Raw genomic sequence first — 715 nt, forward strand, 5'->3', positions numbered from 1 at the left:
CTGACTGAGTTCACGCACCAGCACGCCCAGCGACCAGCCGTCCGAGACGATGTGATGCTGGGTCAGCAGGAAGACGTGTTCCTCATCCGACATCCGGATCAGACGCCCGCGGATCAGCGGCCCGCGCACCAGATCGAACGGCGTGCGCGCCTCTTCCTGGCACAGCTCCAGAAGCGCCGCCTCCGCGTCTGCCCGGCCCCGCAGATCGTGCTCCACAACCGGCAACCCCGCATCCGCCGGCAGAACCTCAACCCAAGGCTCACCCTCCGACGCGACAAAAATGCTCCGCAGCGCCTCATGCCGCGCCACCAACTGGTCAAGGCTGCGCTGCCAGGCGCTGCGCTCGAGCACACCTTTGAGCCGCCACGCCAGCGGAATGTGATAGTTCGTACTGCTCTCGTCGAGCTGCGCCAAAAACCACAGCCTCTGCTGCGCAAACGACAGCACAAATGGCGCATCGCGCGACACAGCCACAATGCCCGGCAGATCTTGTGGACCGGAGCGGCTCAATGTCTCGACAACGCTCCCCGCCAGGTCGGCCAGCACCGGCTTGGCGAACAGCGCCGTAAGCGGCAGCGCTACACCCAGAGCCTGCGACAGCCGGCTCAAGAGCTGCACCGCCAGGAGCGAGTGGCCGCCGAGTTCGAAGAAGTGGTCGTGGCGTCCGACCCGCTCGACCCCGAGAAGCTCCGCCCAGATCTCTGCCAGCGCCGTC

At 66.3% G+C, this 715-nt stretch carries 1 protein-coding gene; it reads right to left on the reverse strand.

What is annotated here, in order from left to right:
• Positions 1–715 (reverse strand): condensation domain-containing protein (locus C7G61_RS42980; protein ID WP_145963840.1); only part of this gene is annotated, 715 nt, incomplete at both ends.

It is taken from the genome of Bradyrhizobium algeriense, assembly GCF_003062295.1.
GTDB classification, from domain to species: domain Bacteria; phylum Pseudomonadota; class Alphaproteobacteria; order Rhizobiales; family Xanthobacteraceae; genus Bradyrhizobium; species Bradyrhizobium algeriense.